Annotated in this window: 13 protein-coding genes; 10 read left to right on the top strand and 3 right to left on the bottom strand. The window is 48.8% G+C overall.

Annotation, left to right across the window (positions count from 1 at the left end; genetic code table 11):
* Position 1 precedes the first annotated feature (1 nt).
* Entirely contained in the window at positions 2-910 is a 909-nt protein-coding gene (locus M4J38_RS08115; RefSeq protein ID WP_251759048.1) for an NAD(P)/FAD-dependent oxidoreductase, read from the bottom strand.
* A 176-nt stretch (positions 911-1,086) separates the two neighbouring features.
* Positions 1,087-2,112: a LacI family DNA-binding transcriptional regulator gene (locus M4J38_RS08110; protein WP_251759047.1), complete on the bottom strand. Its 1,026-nt coding sequence runs from the start codon at positions 2,110-2,112 to the stop codon at positions 1,087-1,089.
* Between the two features lie 261 nt (positions 2,113-2,373).
* Here M4J38_RS08110 and M4J38_RS08105 point away from each other — a divergent pair, with 261 nt between their 5' ends.
* The 9 genes from M4J38_RS08105 (at position 2,374) to M4J38_RS08065 (ending at position 18,637) form a co-directional block, all read left to right on the top strand.
* The gene (locus tag M4J38_RS08105; RefSeq protein ID WP_251759046.1) at positions 2,374-3,246 is read left to right on the top strand and encodes an inositol oxygenase; all 873 of its coding nucleotides are present in this window, start codon (positions 2,374-2,376) and stop codon (positions 3,244-3,246) included.
* 61 nt (positions 3,247-3,307) lie between these two features.
* Positions 3,308-6,346: a SusC/RagA family TonB-linked outer membrane protein gene (locus tag M4J38_RS08100; RefSeq protein ID WP_251759045.1), complete on the top strand. Its 3,039-nt coding sequence runs from the start codon at positions 3,308-3,310 to the stop codon at positions 6,344-6,346.
* Between the two features lie 20 nt (positions 6,347-6,366).
* The gene (locus M4J38_RS08095; RefSeq protein ID WP_251759044.1) at positions 6,367-8,046 is read left to right on the top strand and encodes a RagB/SusD family nutrient uptake outer membrane protein; all 1,680 of its coding nucleotides are present in this window, start codon (positions 6,367-6,369) and stop codon (positions 8,044-8,046) included.
* A gap of 176 nt (positions 8,047-8,222) precedes the next feature.
* On the top strand, positions 8,223-9,443 hold the full coding sequence (locus tag M4J38_RS08090; RefSeq protein ID WP_251759043.1) for an acyltransferase family protein: 1,221 nt from the start codon (positions 8,223-8,225) through the stop codon (positions 9,441-9,443).
* 40 nt (positions 9,444-9,483) lie between these two features.
* A complete protein-coding gene (locus M4J38_RS08085) occupies positions 9,484-11,109 on the top strand; it encodes a sodium/solute symporter (RefSeq protein WP_251759042.1) in 1,626 nt (541 codons plus the stop codon).
* Positions 11,110-11,121: 12 nt separating this feature from the next.
* Complete coding sequence (locus M4J38_RS08080) at positions 11,122-13,326, top strand: alpha-N-acetylglucosaminidase (RefSeq protein ID WP_251759041.1); 2,205 nt, start codon at positions 11,122-11,124, stop codon at positions 13,324-13,326.
* A gap of 19 nt (positions 13,327-13,345) precedes the next feature.
* Complete coding sequence (locus M4J38_RS08075; protein WP_251759040.1) at positions 13,346-14,929, top strand: glycoside hydrolase family 28 protein; 1,584 nt, start codon at positions 13,346-13,348, stop codon at positions 14,927-14,929.
* Positions 14,922-17,192, top strand: coding sequence for a GH92 family glycosyl hydrolase (locus M4J38_RS08070; protein ID WP_251759039.1), 2,271 nt, complete (start codon positions 14,922-14,924; stop codon positions 17,190-17,192). The genes M4J38_RS08075 and M4J38_RS08070 overlap by 8 nt, the downstream gene beginning before the upstream one ends.
* Positions 17,193-17,203: 11 nt before the next feature.
* Complete coding sequence (locus tag M4J38_RS08065) at positions 17,204-18,637, top strand: glycoside hydrolase family 28 protein (RefSeq protein WP_251759038.1); 1,434 nt, start codon at positions 17,204-17,206, stop codon at positions 18,635-18,637.
* A 299-nt stretch (positions 18,638-18,936) separates the two neighbouring features.
* On the opposite strand, the gene M4J38_RS08060 is transcribed toward M4J38_RS08065, so the two are convergent.
* The gene (locus tag M4J38_RS08060; RefSeq protein WP_251759037.1) at positions 18,937-19,308 is read right to left on the bottom strand and encodes a hypothetical protein; all 372 of its coding nucleotides are present in this window, start codon (positions 19,306-19,308) and stop codon (positions 18,937-18,939) included.
* 578 nt (positions 19,309-19,886) lie between these two features.
* Here M4J38_RS08060 and M4J38_RS08055 point away from each other — a divergent pair.
* Positions 19,887-20,261, top strand: coding sequence for a response regulator (locus tag M4J38_RS08055; RefSeq protein WP_251759036.1), 375 nt, complete (start codon positions 19,887-19,889; stop codon positions 20,259-20,261).
* The last annotated feature ends 27 nt before the right edge of the window (positions 20,262-20,288 follow it).

Raw genomic sequence — 20,288 nt, 5'->3', positions numbered from 1 at the left:
GTTAAAAAGCGGCCATCGTTAATTCGTTGTTTACCATAGCGCCCGCCATATTGCCACCAGCCACGGCGTTGGCTACGGAGCGCATCATGGAGGTGTTGTCGCCGCAGGCGAAAACATGCTCCACACTGGTTTGCTGGTGGTGGTTGATTTCAATGTAGCCGTATTCGTTCAGTTTACAACCGAGCATTTCGGGTATACGGCAGTGTTGCTCAAATGCCGGCCGGGAATACATGGCTTTGAGTGGAAACGCCGTGCCGTCTTTGAACAGAACGGCGTTGAGGTAACCCGAGCTATGTTTCAGCGCACTGATTTCTTTTTCAACAATAGCAATATTGTGTTTGTGGAGTTTTTCAAGTTGATCAGGTGTGAACGTTGCCGCGCCATTGGTAAGTATTGTCAGATCATTCGTCCAGTTGCGGATCAGTTGTGCATAATGTAAGGCGGCATCACCATTAGACAGAATGCCTGTTTTTTCATGGCGTACTTCGTACCCATGGCAATAGGGGCAATGGATCACGGATATACCCCAGCATTCGGGGAATCCTTCCAGTTCGGGCATATTGTCTTTTACCCCGGTGGCAAAAATTAGTTTTTGCGCAAAGAAAGTCTCACCTTTATCGGTACTGATTTCAAACCCATGTGCAGTTTTTTTACCACTGATAGCGGTACCGTGAAAAAACTGCACAGTTGTGTACTGCTGCACCTGCAGGCGTGCTTTAGCCGCGATGGCGGCTGGTTCCTCACCGTCCTGAGTAATGAAATTATGGGAATGCGGGGTTTGCCTGTTGCAGGGTAGGCCGCTATCGATGACCAGTACCTTCCTGAGGGAGCGGCCAAGTGCCATGGCAGCGGAAAGTCCGGCATAGCTGCCACCAACGATGATTACTTCGAATTGATTTTCCTTTGCCATGTGCGATGTTTGGTGTACAAAAATACAATATTTTATCAAATTGCATCATTGTTGCAAAATAAAGCGCATACGCAATTGGATAAGATGTCATTGCACACGCGTTCAACTGTCCCTTGCAAAAATGTTTCCAGGTGTAGCTTACCTATTATCGTTCCATATGCGGTTCAGTATTTGTATCACCTTGCAGCCACGCTGCTGGATTCCCTGACCATCAGTGTTGATTCAAGCACGATCCTTTCGTTGGCCGGTTGGCGTTTCTTCTTGTCCAGTCTTTTGAAAAGCTGTGTAGCCGCAGCGGCGCCCATTTCGAACGCGGGTTGCGCGATGGTGGTAAGGGTAGGACTTAATATGAGCGAAGCCTGAAGGTTGGTAAAACTCAGTAGTTTGATGTCATCGGGTATGGATAGCCCCAGTTTTTTACAGGCGAGGTAAACGGGGGTGGTGAGTTTTTCCACGGAAGCGATGAGTCCGTTGGGATGGTATTTTCTTTTCAGCAGATTTTCTATCGTTCTGCAATTCTGGTCCAGGTTACTGCCGCACAATACGATATCGGAATCCCTGAATCTGATGTTGTTTTCTTCCAGTCCTTTCCGGTATCCGTCCATTCTTTTTTTGCTGATGTGCACGGCGGGGGATGTGCAGAGGTAGGCGATCCTGTTGCAACCCTGCTCAGCAAGGTGTTGCGCGGCCTTCAGCCCACACTCATAATCGTTCGTGGTGATGCAGGATGTTTCCACATCTTCACAAACCCTGTCGAAGAAAATAACGGGCACACCTGTATCAATGATTTCCTGCACATGGTGGCCGGAACTGGTTTCTTCACTAACGGAGATGAGTATCCCATCTACACGACCGCTTTTGAATTCGGCCAGGATAGCCTTTTCTCTTTCAAAACTTTCATGCGTAAGGTAGATAAGTACGTGATACCCTTTGTTGATCGCCACCGATTCGATGCCGTTGATGGCCTGGGAGAAAAAGCTGTCGGCCACTTCAGGCAGTACCACCGCGATGGTTTTGCTGACCCTTCCACGCAGGCTGCTGGCATAGGGGTTTGGACTGTAATTGAGTTCTTTCGCCAGTTCCATCACCCTGATTTTGGTCGCGATACCAATCTCATAGCTGTCCTTTAGCGCACGGGAAACTGTGGCGATAGATACACCAAGTCGTTCGGCGATATCTTTCAAAGTTGCGGGGTGATTCATGTGTTAAATTGATGTATCTCGTTGATTTTGAATAAATGTACGAAAACGTTTACGTAAATAAACTGGATGGGTTTGATTTTTCTTCTGAAAAAAAATTCCACTTTAGCCTTCGAATTAAGCGATTGCCACCAATAAAAAACAACTGCCCGCTATGATATGGATGATTCTTTCTCCCAGGTTCGAGGATAGGAAACCAACCGCCGTTTCCTGAATTTTCAACACCAGTATTTCTTTTCCATCTTTTCAGCATAAACAAACATCATGGACAATAAAATTGAGGCCACCCCTTTAAAAAACCTGGATGAATGGGAAGACGATGTGCTCCGTCGTTACCCTGATCCCGAAAGTATCGCCACAGCGAAGAAAACGGATGAGTACCGCAACTATGACGCACCCGTGCGTGACACAGTGAAGGAGTTTTACCGCCTGAACCATACTTACCAGACCTACGATTTTGTGCAGGAGAAAAGAAGCGACTTCCTGAAGTTCGACAAAAAAGAGATGACGATTTGGGACGCGTTCGACTTCCTAAACCAACTGGTGGACGATTCTGATCCCGACACAGACCTCGATCAGTTGCAGCACCTGCTCCAGGCTTCCGAAGCCATCCGTAAAGACGGGCATCCCGACTGGATGGTACTTACCGGACTGATGCACGATATGGGTAAGGTGCTTTGCCTGTTCGGTGAACCACAATGGGCCGTGGTAGGCGATACCTTCCCTGTTGGTTGCGGCTATTCCGATAAAGTAGTGTACCCTGAATTTTTCAAACACAATCCCGATTATAATCACGAAATTTACAGTACTAAATACGGTGTATATGAGCCCGGTTGCGGCCTCCGGAACGTACACATGTCGTGGGGACACGATGAATACGTTTACCAGATGCTGAAGGACCACCTGCCCGAGCAGGGCCTCTACATGCTCCGTTACCATTCTTTCTATGCCTGGCACAGGGAAGGCGCTTATGAGCACCTCCTGGATGACCACGACCGGCAGATGCTGAAATGGGTACAACTTTTTAACCCCTACGACCTATACTCAAAAAGTCCCGAGCCACCTGACTGGAAAAAACTGAAAGGATATTATGAGGACCTGGTGGGCAAATACCTTCCATCCACCTTGAAATTCTGATACACTTTCCGTTTGCGTTTTCTCACTTAAAACCAATAAAACAAACTAAAATTGATTGCTTATGCTTAGGCTCCTGACGATGCTGTGCGCATCTAAAAAAGCGTCGGTTCCATTTATTTTCCTGCTCACCCCGTTCTTATTATTCGCCCAGGCCACCAAAAAAGGAAAGGTGGTAGACGATAAGGGCCAGGGTGTGCCAGGCATCACCATTTCGGTGAAAGGAACCGGAAGTTCCACCGCCTCAAAAGAGGATGGAACTTTCACCATTGCCGCAAAAACCGGTGATGTACTCGTATTCAGCGGTATCTCTTACGAAACAAAAGAAGTACCTGTAACCAGCCAGGAAACATACAATGTAACCATCACCACAGCAGCCGCCACCCTAGGCGACCTGGTGGTGATCGGTTATGGTAAAGGGTCCAAAAAAACACTCACCAGCGCCATTACCACGGTTCGTCCCGAAGACATGAACCGCGGCGCTATCGCGGATGTAGGCCAGTTGCTGCAAGGTAAGGTGCCCGGTCTGAACATTACGGCCAGTGGTGACCCCAACCGTCCCGCAGCGGTAATTTTGCGTGGCGCATCTACCATTAACAGTCCTGGCGGACCCTTTTATGTGATCGACGGTGTGCCCGGTGCGGACATCTCTATTGTGGCACCTGACGATATTGCTACCATTGATGTACTGAAGGATGCCGCGGCTACCGCCATCTATGGTAACAGGGCCGCGAATGGTGTGATCATGATTACTACGAAAAGAGGTAAAAAAGGCGCTGTGCAAACCGTATACAATGGTTATGTGGGACTGGAAAAAGTGAGCAGCCGCCTCGACCTGATGGATGCCGCGCAACACCGTGCTTTCCTCGCCGCCAACAACAGCGCTTACAACCCCATTGATGACCAGGGCGCTGACACCGACTGGCAGAAAGCCATTCAAAGAAACGGTGCCGTGGCCCATAACCACAACATTTCCTTCAGCGGCGGTGGTGAACACAGCACGTACAGCGCTAGCCTGAACTACCTCGACAAAGAAGGTATTCTGCTGAAAAGCCGGCTCCGCCGGATGATTGCCAGGTTAAGCGTGGAGCAATACGCGTTGAAGGATAAAGTGAAGTTTAGCCTGAATGTGGCCAACTCTAGAAGCACCGGTAACTACACACCGTTGCAGAACGTAGCATTGTTGCAGGCTGCCAAGCACCTGCCCGTGAACAACGTTAAAAACCCTGATGGTACCTATTTTGAAAACCTGACAATCCCCGGTTACTTCAACCCAGTGGCGATCATTGATAACGCCCAGGACGATACCAAATACAATGCGCTTACGGCAAACTTCAGCACTGAAGTGAAGTTGCCTTTTGGCTTTACATACAACACCAGCGTGTCGTACCAAACCACCAATGCGCTGAACGGTCAGTATTACGGCAGCTATTACGGCCGTTATCCTACATCAGGATTTTACAACAACCCTGATCCGGGTATCGGTATTGCCCATGTGCTGATTGGCTCTCTCTTTGGCGTGAACGGATCCGCGTTCAGAAGTTCTTATGAGAATTCCTTTACCACCCTGGAATCTTTCCTGAACTGGAACAGGAAATTCGGCGACCATAACATCAATGCGGTGATCGGTTATGCTTACCAGCAGAACGTGAACGGAGATGGTTTCCGTTCTTCTTCCACCAATTTCCTGAACGATTTTGTCGGATACCAGAACCTCGCGCTCGGTAACCCCTATGCTATTTCAAACTACAGGATAGACGCGGGACCTACCGGCGTGTACAGCAAAACAAGATTGATCTCCGACTTCGGACGTTTGAACTACGATTACCAGGGTAAGTATATTCTTCAGGCGTCGCTTCGTCGTGACGGAAGCTCTGTCTTCGGTGCCAACAACCGCTGGGGTTATTTCCCATCCGGCTCTATCGCATGGCGCGTTGTTAACGAGAACTTTATGCAGAACCAGCAGTTGTTCGATGACCTTAAATTCCGCGTGAGCTATGGCGTTACAGGTAACTCCGCGGGTATCGGCGCTTACAACAGCCAGTTGATCTACGGTTTAAGAGGCACTTATTACAATGGCGGTGTATTCGATAATGCCATCGTTCCCGCGCAGGCCAATAACCCCGACCTGAAATGGGAAGAACTGTCCACTTTCAACGCGGGTATCGATTTCTCGATTATCAACAGAAGAGTGACAGGTTCCCTGGACTGGTACAAAAAGCAGACGACCAATATGTTGTTTGGTGTTAATGCTTCCGCATCAATTGTGCCTGGTGGATACATCATCGTGAATGGCGGTAAACTGGAAAACCAGGGTGTTGAATTTTCGCTCACCGCTGCTGTTGTGGAGCAAAAGGATTTTAAATGGACCTCTATCCTGAATTTGGCGCACAACAAAAATAATATCGTCAACCTCGATAATATTTATACCAATGCGGACTCCCTCAGGTATACCTCTCCAGAAGGTGCCGGTCAGTCAGGCTCTACCCTTCAGATTCTGAAAACGGGTTATCCTATAGGACAGTTCTTTACGCTGAACTATGCCGGAAAAGATGAGAATGGTATTTCCCAGTTCTATAAAAAAGATGGCAGCAAAACCTCCGGTACGCAGATGCCACTTACTGATGATTACATCTATGCCGGCAATGCGCAGCCCAAACTGCTGATCGGCTGGAACAACAATCTTTCGTATAAGAACTTCGACCTGAACTTCTTTTTCCGTTCCGCACTTGGTCAGAAAATATTCAATGCTACAAGAGCTGATCTCTCTTATGTAACAGCGGCATCAGTAAACAACCTGCTGGTGAGTGCAAATGAAGACAAAAGCGTTGACAACAGGAATTCATTTTACTCCAACAGGTACATTGAAAGCGGCAATTACGTGCGCCTGGATAACGCGACGCTTGCCTATACTTTCCGCAAGCCGGTGGAGGGCGTAAACAGCCTGAGGGTTTATGTTACAGGAAACAACCTGCTGACCATTACAAACTACTCCGGCATTGATCCTGAGATCAATCAGGGAGGCATCGCTCCGGGAATTGATTACAACAACTTTTTCCCCAGAACAAGAACTATCCTCTTTGGTGTTAACGTAGCATTCTGATAACTCAACAATTACAAGCAATGAAAAATATTATCCGAAACATAACGATGGTGACCGCCATAGCGGGTTTAGCCTCCTGTCATAAGCTGGATGTGGAAGCCACAACGGAGCTTACTTCTGAAACTTTCCCCAAAACAGAAGCGCATTTCAACGCGTTGATGGGGACTGTATATACCACTTTCAGAAACGACTTCACCACCAACCACTTCTTCATTAACAGCCATTCTACCGATGAGGCCGTACTGCCCTTTTACGGTACCGACTGGGTGGACGGTAACCGCTATGAACAACTGCACCGCCATACCTGGAACAAAGACCATGGACATATAGACTATGAATGGTATTACCTGACCAACCTGATCGGGAACACCAACCAGGTATTGTACCTGCTGAAAGACGCGGAGGAAGGAGCCATTAAAAATACCAGTATCGCGGAGATGCGCACCATGCGTTCACTTTTCTACTTCTACATGATGGACGCCTTTGGTGGTGTGCCGCTCGATACATTGTACGGCGATATTGAATTGAAGGAAAGAGCTACCCGTGCGCAGGTATTCAACTATGTGGAAAGTGAGCTGAAAGCTTCCATCCCATTTCTCAAAACAACATCAGGTGTTGCTACTTACGGCAAACCCACCCGCTACATGGCCTATGCATTGCTGGCGAAAATGTACCTGAATGCGGAAGTGTACACCGGTACGGCACGCTACAATGAATGTATTGCCGCCTGCGACAGTGTTATGGGCGCCGGAGGAGGAACGCAATATGCGCTGGAGGCCCGCTCTTCCTACTTTAATATGTTTAGTCCCACAAACGGACCCAACTTTAAAGAGTTCATTTTCGCCATTCCTTTCGATCCATCCACTTCTAACGGTTACCTGCTGCATGCCCGTTACGACCTGAACCGTAACCTGGGTATGAAATACAGGTATTCAGGTTCCACACCCGGTACAAATGTTGATCCTATCGTGAACCAGACTACCGGTAATGGGCTCATAAACAACAGGCCTAGCGGCCCGCGTTGCACCACGGATGAGTACTATGCACATTTTAATGACCCGAACGATATCCGCAACAATCAGTGGCTCACCGGCCCGCAGTATTGGGGAACCGGCAGTCCGATTATGGTGAAAACCACCAACCTGGGTTACAATCAATTCTACACCGGTGGCGATCCCGGGGGAAGCTATACTTATCATCTCACACTTACGCCGTTGGGAAGCGGAACAAGATTCGGCGCAACGTCCTATGATCTTGGTAAGGATGAAATCGCATGGAACACCGGCTACCGTAACATCAAGTTCCAGGCCGATCCGAACTCTACCACGAGGAACCAAAACAATGACCACCCTGTATTCCGGTTGTCTGATATTGTGCTGATGAAGGCTGAAGCCATCCTCCGTGGCGGTACACCTACCAACGGACACACAGCGCTTTCCCTGGTGAATATGCTGCGCGCAGTACGTACCACTTCTGCTCCGCTCGCATCGGTAAACCTTGAATTTCTGTATTCAGAACGTTGCCGCGAACTGTCATGGGAACTCTGGCACAGGAACGACATGATCCGTTTCGGCAAGTTTGAAAACACCTGGGGATTGAGTAAAACCAACAATGAAACTTACCGCAGGTTGTTCCCTATACCAACAGGAGCGATTGTTAAAAACCCCAAACTTGCACAAAACCCTGGTTATCCGCAATAGTTTTTCATTATAGCAATCGTTGAGTGGCTCCCGGGGCTCGTTCCCCGGGAGTTTTTATTAGCAGTCCTCAACAACGTGTACCCCTCTTAAAACAACATCATTAAGTATTTAGCCAAACCAGTTGATGCAATTGTGCGGAGGTATACTTAATATCGCATTCAGGAAATTACGTGCACATGGATCGCGTTCAAAACACTACTATTTCGGCAACTCCGCCCACCGGCCGGCTCCGTTCACTGGACGCGCTCCGGGGATTCGATATGTTCTGGATCGTTTCAGGTGAATTCATTTTTCACGGCATCGCCTCGGTAATCAAACAACGGCATGGGCTTGTACAGGACACTTCCAACTGGCAAATTCAAACAACGGAAGCGCTTTCCTTTACCGAAAAAATATTCGTGGGCATCAGCAACCAATTGCACCATACGGTATGGAACGGCTTCACCTTCTACGACCTGATTTTCCCCCTTTTTATTTTCATCGCGGGTGTTAGTATGCCATATTCCATGGGCAAGCAACTGGAGAAAGCCGGTCACGACAAAGCCGCCGTTCGCCGGAAGATCATCCGTTCCTTACTCAAACGCACCATCATCCTTTTGCTGCTCGGCATGGTAGCCAATGGCGCGCTCCAATTGAAAGGCTATGAGCATACACGCTTCGCGAGTGTGTTGGGCAGGATCGCCATCAGTTGTTTCTTCGCCGCGCTGATTACGTTGTATTGCTCCCTGAAAGGACAAATACTTTGGTTCGCCGGGCTGCTATTGGGCTATTGGGCCATGCTGTCGTGGATACCTGTTCCCGGCTTCGGCGCCGGGGTATTAACGCCGGAAGGCAACTTCGCCGCGTACATCGACCGGCAGCTGCTGCCCGGAAAACTGCACCGCAAAGTATATGACCCGGAAGGATTGCTTTCCAATATACCCGCCATCGCCTCCGCGCTGTTGGGCGTATTCGCCGGAACTTTTTTGAAAAACAGCACATTTGTTCCCCCCCGTAAGGCAGGAGCATTGGCCGTTACAGGCGTGGTGCTGGTCGTTGCAGGCTATGCATGGGGCCTTTTCTTTCCCATCAATAAAAACATGTGGACCAGTTCCTTCACCTTATATGCGGGCGGCTGGAGCATGTTGCTGTTCGCGCTTTTTTATTACATCATAGATGTGGCTGGAATTTCAGGATGGGCCGCGCCTTTTACCTGGATGGGTATGAATTCCATCCTGATTTATATGGCGGCGCATGGACTCATCAATTTTGAATCCACTTCAACAGTACTTTTTGGCGGCATCATCAGTAAGTTCCCACCGGAATGGTACACGGCTTTGTTGTGGACCGGTGTGGCCGTTCTGCAATTTGCTGGGATGTATTTTTTGTACAAAAAGAAGTTATTCGTGAAATTGTAATGTTGCGGCGTATTCAAAACCTATAACACCATTCATTTACATGCATACACTTCAAACAGCGGATTATATCGTTTTCCTGATTTACTTCATCGGGGTGTCGGCGTATGGTTATTATATTTTCCACCGGAAAAGAACTTCAGACAGCTCCAAGGATTATTTCCTGGCGGAAGGCGCGCTTACCTGGTGGGCCATCGGCGCTTCGCTGATCGCGTCCAATATTTCCGCGGAACATTTCATTGGCATGAGCGGTTCCGGTTTCGCCATCGGCCTGGCCATTTCCACCTACGAATGGATGTCGGCGGCTACGCTTATTATTGTGGCGGTATTCCTGATCCCGATGTACCTGAAGAACCGCATTTACACCATGCCGCAGTTCCTGTTGCAGCGGTACAGCCAGAAGGTGAGTGTGATTATGGCGGTTTTCTGGTTACTGGTATATGTTTTCGTCAACCTCACCTCCATCATTTACCTCGGGGCGTTGGCCATTTCTTCCGTATCGCCGGTAAGTTTTGGCGCGGCGGTGGTTTTCCTGAGTGTATTCTCGATTGTGGTTACCCTGGGCGGGATGAAAGTGATCGGTTACACCGATGTGGTACAGGTACTGGTGCTGATTACCGGCGGATTGATTACTACCTACCTTGCGCTTTCTTTGCTGGCCGACCGCTTCGGTTACGATGGCGATATCCTGATGGCACTGGGTGTATTGCGCAGAGAAGCGCCGGAACATTTCCACATGATCCTCGACAAATCAAGTCCACATTACAAAGAACTCCCGGGCTTATCCGTGCTGATCGGTGGCATGCTCATCAATAACCTGGCTTATTGGGGCTGTAACCAGTACATCGTGCAAAGAACACTGGGCGCCGACCTGAAAACCGCGCGGAACGGAATACTCTTCGCCGCCTTTCTGAAATTATTGGTGCCGTTGATCGCGGTATTGCCGGGCATCGCCATGTATGTGCTGCACAAAAACGGGATGTTCCAGCAGGAGATGAGCGACGCGGCCGGGAACATCAAACCCGACCATGCTTATCCCACGTTGATGAACCTGCTGCCCGCGGGATTAAAAGGCATGGCCTTCGCCGCATTGGTGGCCGCTGTGGTGGCATCCCTGGCGGGAAAGGCGAACAGCATTTCCACGATCTTCTCCCTCGATATCTACAAAAAATATTTCAACGCGGAAGCTTCGGAGAAAAAACTCGTTCGTACCGGGAGGTGGGCTGTGATCGTTTGTATGCTCATCGCCGCCTTGGTGGCGCCATCGCTCCGTTCACTCGACCAGGCCTACCAGTTCATCCAGGAGTATGTGGGCTTCTTTTCGCCCGGTGTATTGGCCATCTTCTTATTGGGCATGTTCTGGAAACGTACCACGGCTGCCGCCGCACTCGTGGGTGCAGTGATTACGATACCCGTTTCCACCATACTCAAATTTCTGCCCTCATGGACCAATGGCGCATTTCCCGATTATCCCTTCCTGGACCGGATGACGATCACTTTTTTTATAGTAGTAGCCGTTATGTTGGTCATGAGCCTGGTGAAACCGCAAAGCGCGCACCAAAGTTCCATTGAAATGGATACGAAACTGTTCCGGGTTTCCCCGGCCTTCCTTATTGGCTCCATCATTATCTGCGGCATACTGGCCGCCTTATATACCGTGTTCTGGTAAAATGAACTTATTATGAAGTGTACATTGAATGTTTTTTTGAGCTTCCTGTTGCTGCTGACTACCGCTCACTCTTATGCGCAGCTGAACAAGGGCACCGCCCTGGCACTGGTGCAACGTACCGTGCCGAAACACGCGGCGCAGTTCATTGTGGAGGAAATAAAGGCTGATCCCGGGAAAGATGCTTTTGAAATTGAAAGTCGCGGGAATAAAATTGTTCTGCGTGGCAACAACGCGGGTTCCGTTTCTTCCGCGTTGTACTATTACCTCACTAATTTCTGCCATGCGCAAATTACATGGAACGGCTCTAATCTTAATTTGCCCGCCGTTCTTCCTTCCGTAAAAGAAAAGATACACAAATCATCTCCTTACCAATACCGGTATTACCTCAACTATTGCACGTTCAATTACAGCATGAGCTGGTGGGACTGGGCAAGATGGGAAAAAGAAATAGACTGGATGGCGCTGCACGGCATCAATATGCCCCTCGCCATTACAGGAGAAGAGTATACCTGGTACGTGGTGTACAAAGAGATGGGTTTTACCGATGAGGAACTGAAGGATTTCTTCTGCGGACCTTCTTACTTCGCCTGGTTCTGGATGGGCAACCTGGATGGCTGGGGCGGCCCGTTGCCATTGAGCTGGATGAAAGATAAATTTGAATTGCAGAAAAAGATATTGAAGCGGGAACGGGAACTCGGCATGAAGCCGGTTTTGCCCGCGTTTACGGGACACGTACCCAAAGCGTTCCGGGAAAAATTCCCGCAGGCCAAACTGAAAGCCACCAACTGGACCAATGGCTTTGAAGATACCTATATCCTGGATGCCAATGATCCGATGTTCGCGGAAATCGGGAAGAAGTTTTTGCTGAAGCAGACTGAACTGTTGGGTACCGATCACTTGTATTCCGCCGATACTTTCAATGAGAACGAACCACCCAGTGATGAACCGGAGTTCCTCTCCGCCCTGAGCGCCAAAGTGTACGAAGGTATGCGCGCCGCTGATCCCGAAGCCGTATGGGTAATGCAGGGCTGGTTGTTTTACAGCGACCGTAAATTCTGGAAGGACCCGCAAACCAAAGCCCTGCTGGAAGCTGTACCCAACGATAAGATGATCATCCTTGACCTGGCCACGGAAATAGAACCGGTATGGAAACGCACCGAAGCGTTTTACGGCAAACCCTGGATATGGAACATGCTGCACAACTTCGGCGGCAATACCAATTTGTTCGGAAGGATGGAGACGGTGGCCACAGAACCCGCGAAAGCATTGCAACACCCCGCCAGTGGCAAACTGCAGGGGATAGGACTCACGATGGAAGGCATTGAACAGAACCCCGTGATGTACGAACTGATGATGGAGCATACCTGGCGCAGCGATGCCGTGCAACTGGAGGAATGGCTGCCGAAATATGTGCGCAACCGCTATGGCGTAAAGAACACAAATGCTGAAAAAGCCTGGGAAATACTCAAAACCACAGCATACACCGTGCACCCGGAACTGTACAAGCGGGATGGCGCGGAATCCATTATCCAGGCCAGGCCAACTTTGGATTCCATGACCCGTTGGGCCAATACCAGACTGAATTACAAAGCCACCGACCTTTTACCCGCCTGGGATGAACTGGTGAAAGCCGCACCCGCCTGCAAAAAAAGCAGCGGCTTCCAATACGATCTGGTGGACCTTACCCGGCAGGTACTGGCGGATCTCGCACTCCCGTTACAACAACAGATCGCCGCCGCCTGGAAGAACAAAGACAAAGCCGCGTTCCAACTGCACACAAAAAACTTTCTCGCACTCATGGCGGACATGGACAAACTACTCGCCACCCGCAAGGAATTCATGCTCGGCCCCTGGGTTGCCGCTGCAAGGGCGCATGGAAAAACTGAAAAGGAAAAATCGTTGTATGAATTCAACGCGAAGGACCTGATCACCCTTTGGGGCGATGAGAACTGTCCGCTGAACGAATACGCGTGCCGGCAATGGAGCGGTCTCATCAACGACTTCTACCAACCGCGCTGGAAACAATTTTTCGCGCACCTGCTTTCCCGTTGGACATCAACTGATCCAGCTATGGATACCTTTACAGCCTCCATTAAAAAATGGGAATGGAACTGGGTGAACCAGCGCAAAGATTATCCCGTGACCGTTCAGGGTGATCCTGTTGCCGTAGCAGTTGAGATGCACGGAAAATACAGGAAAAAGACAGGCGCATGGTAAACCTGAAACAATCACTTGAATGAACCTGCTTCTACGATATTTTTCAGTGCTGTTGTGTGCTATGCTGGTGCGGCATGCTGAAGCGCAGGAGTTTAATATCCTGCACTATGGCGCGAAAGGAGACGGTACGTCTGTTAATACTTCCGCTATTCAGAAAGCAATTGATCTGGCAGGAGAAAGCGGTGGGAAAGTAATTGTTCCCGCAGGCACCTTTGTTACCGGAACGCTGGTGTTGCGGTCTAAGGTGCAACTGGTATTGGAAGAAGGGGGCGTTCTGCAAGGCAGTCCATTGCGCAAAGACTACGGTACCACGGAGCACCTCGCCTTATTGTATGCGAAGAACATAACGCAGTTCAGTCTTTCAGGAAAAGGCACCATTGATGGAAAGGGCAGGGAACTGGTGCAAGACATTTACCGGCAACTAAAAGCGGGAACCATTACTGATCCCGATTGGAAAACAAAGCGTCCGAATGAAAAAAGCAGGGTGAGCCTTTTTTATTTTGAAGCATGCGCGGGCATCTCCGTGCGCGACCTTACGCTGAAAGACGCCAGCACCTGGGTGACGCACTATGAAAATTGTCGTGACATCACAATTGATAACATCAACCTGGAAAGTGTCGCTTATTGGAACAACGATGGCATTGATCTCGTGGATTGCAGGAACGTGCGCATTACAAATTCCCGGATCAACAGTGCCGACGACGGTATATGTCTTAAATCAACTGATCCGGCCCGTTATTGCGACAGTATTTATGTGGCAGACTGCTTCATCCGCTCCAGCGCCAATGCTTTTAAACTGGGTACGTCTTCCGTTGGCGGTTTCAAAAATATTACTGTACGCAACATAAAAGTGAAAGACACTTATCGTTGTGCCATCGCCCTGGAAACGGTGGATGGCGGCTTTCTGGAGAATATAAACATCAGAGGCGTAGAAGGTACCAATACAGGTGGCGCGATTTTCATTAAACTGGGACACCGGAACAAAAACGAACGTTATTCTACGGTACGCAATATTCACATCAGCGATGTACGGGTAGAAGTACCCGCCGGGAAACCGGACCTGGGGTTTGAAACCGAGGGCCCTTTGCTGCGGTATCCGCCGAGAATAAAACCTTCTCCCGAAAAAATCAGCAGCGTTTCCCCCTGGAACTATTCTTACCCCGATTCCTCGGCCATCGTTTACCGGCACAATGTATTTCCTTCTTCCATTTCCGGCCTTCCGGGCCACAACGTGGAAAATGTATCGCTGGAAAATATCACCATCCGCTACGCCGGGGGCGGAGATACATCCGTTAACTTTATGCCCGTAGATTCCCTGCACATCATAACGGAGGCGGCTTCTGCTTACCCGGAGTTTTCCATGTTCGGGGAATTGCCCGCCTGGGGGATGTATATCCGCCATGTAAAGGGATTGTCGATGAAAAACATTCAGCTTATCAATCATAAAGAAGATTACAGAGTCCCGGTGGTGGTGTATGAATCCGCGCAACTGGTATTGGATAACATCACCATGGAAGCACCCGTTCCGCTAAAGCGGATCGTGGTTGAAAAAACTTCCGGTGTAAAAAAGAAAAAGCTGAGGTACAAAGCAACCTATGAATAATAAAACGCTTTATATAATTGTCTTTTTGTGCAACGGCGCCTTCAGTATGGCGCAGCCCAAACTGCCTTACGTACAGCCCTTGTGCGGTACGGCTCCGTCCACTACCGTTGCAGCGTTAAAACACAGTGAGGAAGGCAGCAAGGAAATGAACGCCAACACCATTCCTGCGGTTACCTTACCTTTCGCAATGACACAATGGACGCCACAAACCAGAACAGGCGAAACAAAATGTATTGCGCCCTATTATTACAAAGATTCCCTGTTCAGTGGTTTCCGCGGTACCCATTGGATCAGCGGTTCCTGCATGCAGGATTATGGCAGCTTTACGGTAATGCCCGTCGTGGGTAAGCTAAAGACAAAAACAGCGGATTATGCGGTTCCGTTTGCGCACGCCAATGAAACCGCCACGGCAACCTATTATAAACTGGTAACCCCAGATTTCACCGCGGAAATATCGCCCACCTTACGCGGTGCGGTTATGCGGTTCACCATCTTGCGTGATGACAGTTTATACCTGCTGATTAAACCCAACAGCGATGAAGCTTTGGGCACCATGAAAGCCGATGCCGGCACCCGTTCTGTTTCAGGCGAAAACCCCGTGCACCGTATTTACCAGGGATGGGGACAGGAAGCCGGTTTCAGCGGATGGTTCTATGCGCAGACGGATCGTCCGTTTCAAAAAACGGGCAGCTTCAGCGAAGCGGGGATTCATTCCACCACCACCATACGCCACCAAAAAGAGGGCGGTATATTTATCGGATTCCGCCTGCGGAAAGGAGAAACGATTACGCTAAGGGCCGGAACTTCCTTCACCGGTAATCCGGGCGCCATCGCCAATATGTATGCTGAAATAGGTAACCGAACGCTGGAAACTGTGCGCAAAACCGCGGAGCAGCTATGGGAGAAAATTTTGTCAAAGATCACGGTGGAGACCAATAACGAACAACAGAAAAGAATTTTTTATACCGCGTTGTACCATTCCATGCAGCACCCGCGCCTGTACAGCGATGTAAACGGAAATTACCCGCGCTTCGCCGGAGGAAAGCCGGTGCAGAACGCGGGGAGGACAGGGTATTACGATGATTTTTCGATGTGGGATATTTACCGTGCACAGTTGCCATTGGTGGAAATACTGGATACCTCCCGCACCAACGCGTTTGTGCGTTCCCTCATTGCGAAGGGAAAACAGGGCGGATGGCTGCCGATATTTCCCTGCTGGAACAGTTATACCGCCGCCATGATCGGCGACCATGTTACCGTGGCCATCGCTTCGGCATACAACAAGGGTATCCGGAACTATAATATCCATGATGCTTATGCGTTGATGCGGAAGAACGCGTTTGAATCTCCCGGAGATATTTCGGTTTACAGGAACGGCATAGGGCGCCGCGCACTGCATTCGTACCTGAGTTATGGGTTCATTCCCGTGGAAGATAGTGTTCCGGACGCGTTTCATAAAAAAGAACAGGTGAGCCGTACCCTGGAATATGCTTACGACGACCATGCCCTGGCTACCCTTGCAGCGGCGCTTGGTAAGGCAGCCGACCATAAACTATTGTCGGCACGTGCCCTCAATTACAGGAACGTGTTCGATGCATCGGTAGGGTTGATGCGGGGCAAACACGGCAACGGCAACTGGGTTTCACCATTCCATGCGGATAAACGTGAATTCTATATTACAGAAGGAACGCCGAGACAATACACTTTCTACGTGCCGCACGATGTACCTGGATTAAGCGAACTGATGGGTGGTACCAAAGCATTTGAACGGGCCCTGGACAGCCTTTTCGGGAAAGATGAATACTGGCACGGCAACGAACCCGGTCACCAGATTCCCTTCCTGTACAACTTTACCGATGCACCTTATAAAACACAGGAAAAAGTAAACACGATATTGAAGGAAGAATACACGGATGGCCCCGGCGGACTGAGTGGCAACGATGATGCCGGGCAAATGAGCGCCTGGTACGTATTCGCCGCCATTGGTTTTTACCCGGTTGACCCGGTTTCCGGTAACTACCAGTTGTGTTCCCCCCTGTTTGATAAGATCAGCCTGGAAACAGGCTCCGGAAAACGGTTCAACATTAACGTGCATAAAAAAACTTCCAAAGATTTATTCATTCAGAAAGTTGAATGGGACGGTAAACAATATGCGCAGCGACACATCAGTTACAAGATGCTTTCCGGTGGCGGACAACTGGACATCTGGCTGGGCGCGACTCCCGGACAATGGAATAACGATGAAACGCATAAGGCGAAATAAACTTTGATACCATGAAAAAAATATTTGTAGCGTTGGTATGTATGATGGCATTTGCGGTGAACGCGCAAACCATCTTCAATGTAAAAGATTTCGGGGCGAAAGGCGACGGGAAAACCGATGATGCCATGGCCATTCAGAAAGCAATAGACGCTTGTTCAAATGCGGGCGGAGGAAGGGTGTTGTTTCCCGCGCCGGGAACGTATTTATCGGGGCCGTTCAACCTGAAATCCAATATCGATTTTCATTTACCCGGAAACGTACTGCTCCTGGCGCATCCGGATGAAAAGAAATATACGAAAAGCGCGTTCAGAACCAATCCCGGGGAAGGGACCATCTGGATCGGGGGAGAAAACATCGAAAACCTGACCCTGAGCGGCACGGGAGAAATCAACGGGAACGGTATCTCCTTCATGGGCGCGGAACTCGAAGATTCCTACGTGTTGAAGCCCTTCAATATAGTAGATCCAAGGCCCCACGTACTTACAATAGTTGGCGGCAAAAATATCCGCATCCGGGACCTGAAGATCGGCAACTCCGCTTACTGGACCGTTCACCTGATCGGTTGCGATGATGTGGTAATATCAGGCATCACGCTGCTGAACAGCCTGAAAGTGCGCAACAGCGACGGTATCGATCTTGACCATAGTAAGAATGTGCGCATCAGCGATTGTTACATTGAAAGCGGCGACGATTGCATTTGTCTGAAAAACAGACGGGAATACGAGGAGTTCGGGGTATGCGAAAACATTGTGGTGTCCAATTGCACCATGACCTCCCGCAGTTGCGCCATTAAAATCGGTTCCGAAAATATGGACACCATCCGCCAGGTGCTGTTCAACAACTGCATCATCAAAAAGAGCAACAGGGGAGTGGGTATCCAGAACAGGGATGAAGGTGTGGTAACCGACGTGATTTTCTCCAACATGATCATTGAAGGACAACTTTTCAGCGATGTGTGGTGGGGCAAGGCTGAACCCATTTATGTTACGGCTTTCCGCCGCGCGAAAATCGACCATAAAGATGCGAACTGGCGTTTCCCGAAAGGTGCCACAGAAGGAAGAGTGGGAGAAGTGAAGAACATTTATTTCAGCAACATCAAGTGCATCAGCGAGAACGGTATCTTTGTGAGCGCTGAATCCGCCGATAAAATCTCCAACATCGTATTCGATCATGTGGACGTGTTTATCGATAAAACCACGGCCTTACCCGGCGGCATCTACGACCGCAGGCCGGCACAGGTAGAAGGATTCGTTACGGGAAGCACCTCCGGCTTCTATTTTGAAAACGCCACCGGCATTAAAGTACGGAACAGTCATGTGGAATGGGGAAAAAATAAGCCCGCGTATTTCAACCAGGTAGTGGAAAGCAAAAACACTCCTTTACTTCAATTAAAGAATGTAACAGGGGAAGCCGCTTTTCCTTCTAAAAAGAAAAAATCAAAGTAAAGTAGTTACTGCTAAAAACCTGCTTTTCGCCCCGGAACCAATATTGTAACCCATTAATCCAATGCTGGTTTATCCTGATGATTGAATGCGTGAAGGAGCCGCACCGAAAAAAAATGTAAAAAGTACCTAATACCGCCATTCAATATCCATCCCAATCGCCAATCCTTCCTCCATATTAATACCCAAAACAATTCGTTTTCCCCTAATATAATCCTCCCCAAATCTATCGCCCCTCTCCCCGGAGAGGGGTAGGGGGTGAGGCTTCTGTTTTACAATATTATATTGTTTGGTCAATATGTTTACGGCCGGTAATATGCTATGGTGATGTGGAGGAAGTTCGTCCGTTTAAAATTTCTGTCGCGTTTAAAAGAGAAGGGAACGGCGCCTGAATTTTTCACATCCTGCCAGGGCGCGCAGAAAACTTCCATACCTTCCAGCGTTTTATTCTTATCAAAATATTCCACGGTTACTTTGTATTTAAGATTTGAGAATCCCTTCAGCGGCGCGATGGACAACTGGTATTCGTCGGAAAGCTCGTGCCTGTAGGTAATGGCAAGCGATTTCCGTTTCCCATCGGCAAACGCCTGGAACTCTTCCGCCGTTGGCTTTTTAACCTGCGCAACAACGGAAAAGCCTGAAAAAATAAAGAGCAGGATGAGGAATGATTTCATGAGCTGAATTGAATGAATGGAACCAGGTATTGTTTTAACGGCAGAAAGATACGGCGATCAGCAGAAAAACGGCGGATAACCCTATTTATCTGTTTTTCCTGTGTCAGGGTGGTTGTTTTTTAAAATTATGTCTGATAAAGTATTCCTGTTGCCGGAATTTATTGTAAAAACCTTTGGAATTAACGAGCAGTTAACCGGTGGTTGAATTAACTTCCATTCAGCTTACAACTGAAGATCGCAACGGAGAAAATCGTTTTATTTCAAATGCCAATCAATATGGGAGATAATAGTTTTTATGAAATTTCAGGGCTGCGCAAATGGTTGCAGCAATTAGGTTTTCAACTGGCCGAACTCTTTTTTCCGGAGCTGAGGAAAGGAAGTTTCTGAACCACTCCTCTGGTATGAAATTTTTAATCCCATTACAACTTTCCTGATGTTTTCCCTAAGCGTTTACTAGTATTTTCCCCGATAATAATTACCCGCGTACGCAATAATAGGCATAAGAAATACATTTTTGTTCCGGTTAAGTAATTGATTAGAAACCCCAACCGGCTTTAGCCGGCCTAACCCTAAGTCACATGGATATCCGTATTTTATTTGCGGAAGATGATCCGCTGAACAGACTTGTATTTAATGCAATTCTTAAAAACCAGTCCTGCCTTATTACCTGGGTGGAAAACGGCCTTCAGGCGATAGAAGTTTTCAAAGAAAGTAATTTTGACCTTGTTGTACTGGACATCCGGATGCCCGGCAAAAATGGCTATGAAGTAACGCAGTTCATCAGAAAGGAGCGCCATTCGATGATTCCTGTCCTCGCCCTCACGGCTGATCAGTCGGTGAGTGAAAAGCGGAGATGCCTGGAAGCAGGCATGAACGGTTATCTTTCCAAACCGGTTTCGAAGGAGGCGCTTTTGGAAGAGATCCGGCGTTTGACAGCGCTTCAGACCAGATAGGTCTTATCATTTCCCACCCTTCTTTTA

The sequence above is a fragment of the Parasegetibacter sp. NRK P23 genome (assembly GCF_023721715.1).
GTDB lineage: Bacteria > Bacteroidota > Bacteroidia > Chitinophagales > Chitinophagaceae > Parasegetibacter.
This window is presented reverse-complemented; position numbering and strand designations above follow the sequence as displayed.